Annotated in this window: 5 protein-coding genes; 1 reads left to right on the top strand and 4 read right to left on the bottom strand. The window is 47.6% G+C overall.

Translation table 11 applies throughout. The features are described from left to right. Positions 1 to 149: 149 nt before the first annotated feature. The 4 genes from KDK14_RS11335 to KDK14_RS11320 all read right to left on the bottom strand — a co-directional run bounded on the left by KDK14_RS11335 (position 150) and on the right by KDK14_RS11320 (position 3,608). Positions 150 to 974 carry a MetQ/NlpA family ABC transporter substrate-binding protein gene (locus KDK14_RS11335; RefSeq protein ID WP_257265228.1) on the bottom strand — a complete coding sequence of 275 codons (825 nt, stop codon included), beginning with the start codon at positions 972 to 974 and terminating at the stop codon, positions 150 to 152. Between the two features lie 37 nt (positions 975 to 1,011). Next, positions 1,012 to 1,668 carry a methionine ABC transporter permease gene (locus tag KDK14_RS11330; protein ID WP_257265227.1) on the bottom strand — a complete coding sequence of 219 codons (657 nt, stop codon included), beginning with the start codon at positions 1,666 to 1,668 and terminating at the stop codon, positions 1,012 to 1,014. After that, the gene (locus KDK14_RS11325; protein ID WP_257265229.1) at positions 1,658 to 2,710 is read right to left on the bottom strand and encodes a methionine ABC transporter ATP-binding protein; all 1,053 of its coding nucleotides are present in this window, start codon (positions 2,708 to 2,710) and stop codon (positions 1,658 to 1,660) included. The genes KDK14_RS11330 and KDK14_RS11325 overlap by 11 nt, the downstream gene beginning before the upstream one ends. A gap of 178 nt (positions 2,711 to 2,888) precedes the next feature. Beyond that, positions 2,889 to 3,608 carry a sulfite exporter TauE/SafE family protein gene (locus tag KDK14_RS11320; protein WP_257265226.1) on the bottom strand — a complete coding sequence of 240 codons (720 nt, stop codon included), beginning with the start codon at positions 3,606 to 3,608 and terminating at the stop codon, positions 2,889 to 2,891. A gap of 288 nt (positions 3,609 to 3,896) precedes the next feature. Here KDK14_RS11320 and KDK14_RS11315 point away from each other — a divergent pair, with 288 nt between their 5' ends. Further along, a complete protein-coding gene (locus KDK14_RS11315) occupies positions 3,897 to 6,437 on the top strand; it encodes a hypothetical protein (protein WP_257265225.1) in 2,541 nt (846 codons plus the stop codon). Positions 6,438 to 6,511: the final 74 nt, after the last annotated feature.

Here is a 6,511-nt window from a genome sequence, read left to right as displayed (position 1 = left end):
CTCGACAAGAGCACAAAGAAGAGCTTTTCTTTTCCTTTGTGCTCTTCGTGTGCTTTGTGGTTCAAAACTTCTGCTTCTTGAATTAATAGATAGATGCTTAATGTCTATCGTAAGGCCCGAGAAGCAAACCGCTTCCAGTAATCAGAAAATCACTTCCAACCAGCGACAGCGCTCCCCTTAAACAGCTCTGCAGCCTTGGCGTCAACCTCATCCGTCTGATACGACTTAACCAGGGCCAGTACGCGCGGGTCTTCCTGATTATCGTCACGGGTAACAATGATGTTCACGTACGGAGAGTCCTTATCCTCCACCAGCAGGGCATCACGGGTTGGGGTGTAGCCCGCCGGTACCGCATAGGTATTGTTGATAAAGGCCATATCCACATCATCCAGTGAGCGGGGCAGCTGCGCCGCATCCAGCTCAATAAATTGGAAATTACGTGGATTCTCTATGATATCCGCCGGTGTTGCTGCCAGATTATTCACATCGTTCAGCTTGATAAAACCACGCTGATGCAGAAGAATCAGTGTACGGCCTTCATTACTGGGGTCATTGGGAATAGCGATTTTGGCACCGTCCGGCAATTCACTGATGTTTTTCAGTTTCTTTGAATAGGCGGCAATGGGATAAACAAAGGTGTTACCAACGGCAACCAGCTTGAAGCCCCGGTCACGCACCATGCTGTCCAGGTAGGGACGGTGCTGGAATGCATTGGCATCAATACTGCCGTCCGACAGCGCTACGTTTGGGGCGGCATAATCAGAGAACTCAACCAGCTCCACAGCCACGTCATGGTCCTTTCTGGCGATGTCTGCGGCCACTTTCATCACATCGGCCTCAGGCCCCGCCATCACCCCCACCTTCAGCGGGCCATTTGGATCGTCCGACTGACCACAGCCAGCCAGCCATGCCGCTGACGCCAATACCGCCGAACTGACCAGGATTTTTACTGTTTTCAGAATATTAAAAGTCATTGATTACTCCCGAACTTTAAACCTTATAATTAATTATTCAGTGACTGCGATCATAAAACTGCTGCAGGCGATCACCCACCATCTGCAGCAATTGCACCAGGGCGATCAATACCACCACCGTGGCCAGCATGATGACTCCATCAAACCGCTGGTAGCCATAACGGATACCCAGATCCCCCAAGCCGCCGCCGCCGATGGCACCGGCCATGGCCGAGTAGCTGACCAGCGTCACCAGGGTAATGGTCATGCCATTGATCAGCCCGGGTCTGGCCTCCGGCAGCAACACCCGGGTAACAATCTGTAACGGGCTGGCACCCATGGACTGGGCAGCCTCTACCAATCCGGCAGGCACTTCGTTCAGGGCGCCTTCTGCAATGCGGGCGACAAAAGGGATCGCCGCCACGGTCAGTGGCACAATCGCTGCTGTAGTACCGATGGAAGTACCCGTCAGCAGTCGTGTCAATGGGACGATGGCCACCATCAGGATAATAAAAGGGATAGAGCGTCCAGCATTGACAATCCCCCCCACCACCTGGTTAGCAACCCGGTTTTCCACAATACGCCCTTCCCGGGTCACGTAGAGCAGAACACCCAGGGGGATACCGAGCAGAAAGCTGATGCTGCCGGAACATGCCACCATATAGAGGGTTTCCCACAGCGCCTTGAGCAACAGTGACCATGCATCAGCTGACATAACCAATCACCTCTACCTGGACCGTATTGTCGGATGAGTTATGCAAGCCTTTGAGAAACCGCAGCGACTGCTCAATGCCTTCAGGCTCACCCATAATTTCTACCATCAAAAACCCCATGGCCTGGTCATTGACCGTTTCAATATCCGCCTGCAGGATATTAAAGTCCGTATTGAACTGTCTTGCCGCCCTGGTAATCACCGGCTGCACAACCCCCTGCCCGACAAAGGTAATGCGTACCACCGGCCTGGTACCCGCGCAAGGCCCGGACTGAAACCTGGCTTCAATTTCAGCCACCGGTTTTTCATGAATCGCACTGCGCACAAACTCCTTGGCCAGATCTGTCCGGGGGTTGAGAAAGAACTGTTCCACCGCATTCTCTTCTATGATTTTTCCGTAGCTCATGATGGCCACCCGATCGCAGATGGTTTTTACCACCTCCATCTCATGGGTAATGATCAGAATGGTAATCTTCAGCTGGCGATTGATGTCTTTGAGCAGGGCAAGAATTGACCGGGTTGTCTGCGGGTCCAGCGCGGATGTTGCCTCATCGCACAACAAAACTTTCGGCTTGCTGGCCAGGGCCCGGGCAATGGCAACCCGCTGTTTCTGGCCACCGGACAACTGGGCTGGATAACTGTGTCTTTTGGCGTCCAGCCCCGTTAATTCCAGCAGGGGCAGAACGGCCCCGGCAATCCGGGATTCAGTGGCACCTGCCAACTCCAGGGGAAGGGCAACGTTGTCATACACTGTGCGGCTGGACAACAGATTGAAATGCTGAAAGATCATACCCATACTGTGACGGGCCTGACGCAATGATTTCTCACTGAGCAGGGTAAGATCCTGCCCATCCACCAGAACCTGGCCGGAAGTGGGTTTTTCCAGCAAGTTGACACAGCGAATCAGGGTACTTTTCCCGGCACCACTGGAGCCAATCACACCATAGATGGCGCCTTCAGGTACCGAGAGGTTGATTCCGTCAATGGCCTTGACCTCAGCACCACCGGCAGCAAATACCTTGGACAGGTTATTCAATTCGATCATATACATAAAAAAACCACCCTGTTGCTAGCAGAGTGGTTTCATAAGGTATTCTTTATTAGAACATTGAAACCCTTCTTTTAGCGGAATTTGTAATGCGCTCGCAAGCCAAGGTCAAATCAGCGCGTGGCGAGATAACCTATCCAAAATAGTGATTTCTGTCAACTCTCACCCAAAACCATCAAACAGCAGACACAATTGCGGTTATCCCCGAAAGACTGCAAAGAACCAGCATAATCTGGCGGATCCTTTCCTGTTCAACCTTCCCGGCGACTTTACCGGCCAGCCAGTGACCCGTTAACACAGCTGGAAAAAGGCACACACCATAGAAAAGTTGCCTGATAGATAAAAGATCATTAATACCGAGCATCACCAGCGAAATAAAACTGCCAACCACAAAAAATCCCGCCAGATTGGCCCTGATCCGGTTGCCACTTTCATTTTGTAACAACAGCGCCATCGGTGGACCACCGATGGAGGCTGCCGTGCCCAGCATCCCAGAGCACAGGCCCGCACTGAACAGAGTGAATGGTGTCGTTTTCAATTTACCGGGAAGAAAGCTGCCGACAACCGCCAACAGTACCGCGACTCCCAGCACCAGACTCAGATGCCGGATACTGACCAGGGTCAGAATCAACACCCCGATCATGGATCCGGGCACCCGACCCAACAGGGCATAGCCCATAATTGAAACATCAATCTCACTGGCATAACGTCTGGCACCCAGGGCACCAATCGCCATACCGGAAAAAATCAGCGGTCCCGGCACCAGAGCAGGATCAATGTGATAAAGAACAGGTGCGGCAACAACCGCCATGCCAAAGCCGATGGCTCCCTGGACCATAGCCCCCAGGCCAACAACCCCCATAGCAGCAACAACCTGCAGAAGTGACAGTTCCATACAACGACATCCTGGAAATTACGCCAGGCCCCAATATATTATTTTTTCGTATAAAAAATAAGAAATTAATTATAAATAGAGGCGCTTAAGGGAAGGCTGCTTCATCAAATTAACCCGACTATTTCACGGTATGAGAAAAATAAAAATTTACGGAACATTCTCATGAAATCACAGTCATATCTGTATGAATGATCAGATATGTAACATTTGTTCATTTTTCCTCAAACATTTTTTCTCAAGAGTTGTAAAACACTCTGCACGTCATGTAACTATTGATTGGATATGACTATGAAAGCTGATTTACCCCTGTCAAATGCAACATCATGGTGTTCATCCCAAAATTACCAGGAGCAAACGGCTTCTCCCGTGTTGCCCCGTGTGAACATCGGTTTATCTCAAAGGACATCGGTACCTCCAGATACCGGACTGCAGAGACGCTCTGGTATTCCAGTACATACGCAGACTTGCTTGCCTTCCTTGCGACAACGTCTGCCTAAATCGTTTCGATTGTATCGTGGCCTTAGAGAAAATGAACGCCAGATTGATACCCGGCGCAATAGCCTTGAATTGAATGGCGCCCAGGATGATCCAATCACAGCTTATAACCACAACAAAGTGGCATTGAGATCTCTGGAAACCGCTACAGCTGATAATCTCAGGGTACCCATAGCCAGACACAGTAACAGAATATACCGCTGGCTAGAGGGCAATGTCAGAGAACAAACCCAGGCAATAAATACGCTGTTGGAAGATAATCTAAGGCGCACCATTCAATCATTTGCCAGTATCGGGCCCTTGCTTCACTTCGCCGAATCAGAGTTATCTGAGTTATTTACATTACCCAACACGTTCAGTTCGTTGCAGGAATCATTATCGACACTATTTCAACAGGACCTGACCCAACACTCTGGTAACGCCGAGACTATTCAGTCGTTATACCGGTTAACTTGTTTGGTCGATGAAAAACAAAAGCAGGAACACCGCCGCTCACAGTTTTATAGCCGATTGAAGGAAATACTTGAGAGCATGACCGTTGTGAATATGCGCTTTCGTCTTGATTCCCTCAATACTATGGAGTCGTTAATCGACTTCGTTAAACATCACCACAGCAATATCAAAATCTTGTCAACTTCAAACCGTTCCGCTCTGATTAAGGATATGTTAAATACAATAGAGCGTTTACCAGAAGCAAAGGTAACTGCACAGTCACTATTTTTACTGGATGAAGCGGTTGAGGATATTTTTAAAGACAGTGCAAAAAGAATTCTCAAAAAGGCATTTTCTGTACTGGCCAATGAGGTCGACTCATTAGCCCATGCCAGAACTGCATTTAACCGAATACATCGCTATGGTCTGGGCAACGAAGAAGCTGCCAAAAAATTACTCAGCAAGATATGTGCATACATTACCCACTTTGATGCTGCACTGGATACATTTGTAAAAATCAATGATGCTAATCCCAATATTGATGATACATTCTTTGATACCTTATATGAAAAGGTGGTGTCACTTGCAGTCAGCGCCGACCATTTTTATCGGCTCAGTAAAAATCTTTATTTTCATAAAGACCACAGTGACTTTTGCCGCAAAGGTTTAGAGAAGAATCCAGATCATAGTCAACTCAAACAACGTTACAAACAACTGATTGAATATCAAATCAACCAACAACTTGACAAAGCTACTGAAACATCAAGAATTGCTTTACTTAATAAATATCAGTCCCAGATTGATGACATTATTCAATCACACGAAGACCGCTACCAGCAGCAATTTCATAAAATCACCAACAAACCACGTGCAATCTATAATGGAAAATTTGAAGAGGCCTCCACTGCATTTAAAGAGGCCGATTCCTATTTCGGATATATTCGCGGTCGTACCAGTCCTTACATAAAAAGTTTTCAAAAGCACTTGAATAAAGGCATTAAGCTTGCCTTGGATGCTATGATGGTCGCACCCACAAACGAAATGAGAGCGGACGCCAAACAATTGATCAACTCATATTATGAAAGAAGTCACTCATATTATGAAAGAAGTCACCGTACGGTAAGAGCAATTAAAAAAAAGTTTAAGAAACCAGCCCAAATAGATGAACACATCAAAAAAATAGAAGCTTATCAAACTAAAGAAAGCATATTTAAGATTAGAAAAACAGCTGCCATTAATAAGCTCAGGCATCAGCTTGAGGACAAGATGCGTAATATAACCTATGAATTCGATAATAATGCGTCCAAAAAGAAGCAAGAGTTAAATTCCTCGTTGCAGTTGCTCCATAAGGGACTTGGCAGTTATTACTCTAACTTATCTTTAACCAGCCCCACTAACCGGTATTTCTCAATAGACGGTTTTTGGATGCCGGCTCTGTATATTTCTTTATTCCTATCCCTGGAATGTTCTGGCAACATGGCTGGCGGTTATGCATATAATCTTGATAATACGAGTGATGATCTTGCTCCGAATACCCTCACTGAAAATTTATCCATGCCAGCTTCTGACTTTGCAGCTGATCCCGTGGCTATGTCTTTTGATTCAAGCCAGTTACCTGAAATGAGCATTGACCTGGATATACCTGATGTAAGCCTTGACCTGGATATACCTGATGTAAGCCTTGACCTGGATGTAGCTTCTGCAGACGATTACAGTGGATTCGATGACAGTGGACTCGATTACAGTGGACTCGATTACAGTGGATTAGATTACAGTGGAGGCGGTTACAGTGGGGGGGGCGATTACGGTGGGTTCGATTTCAGTGGGGGCGATTTCGGTGGAGGCGGTTACAGTGGGGGAGGCGATTTCGGTGGGGGCGATTTCGGTGGAGGTATTTTCTGAATCCAACTCATAAATGTATAGCCTGGGAGGCTGTCCGAGAATAGCGCCCGTAGCGAGGATTGCGAGAAATTGAG

It is taken from the genome of Endozoicomonas sp. ONNA2, from assembly GCF_024606365.1.
Classification (GTDB): domain Bacteria; phylum Pseudomonadota; class Gammaproteobacteria; order Pseudomonadales; family Endozoicomonadaceae; genus Endozoicomonas.
The sequence above is the reverse complement of the archived record's forward strand: the minus strand, read 5'-3'. Positions and strand labels throughout refer to the sequence as shown.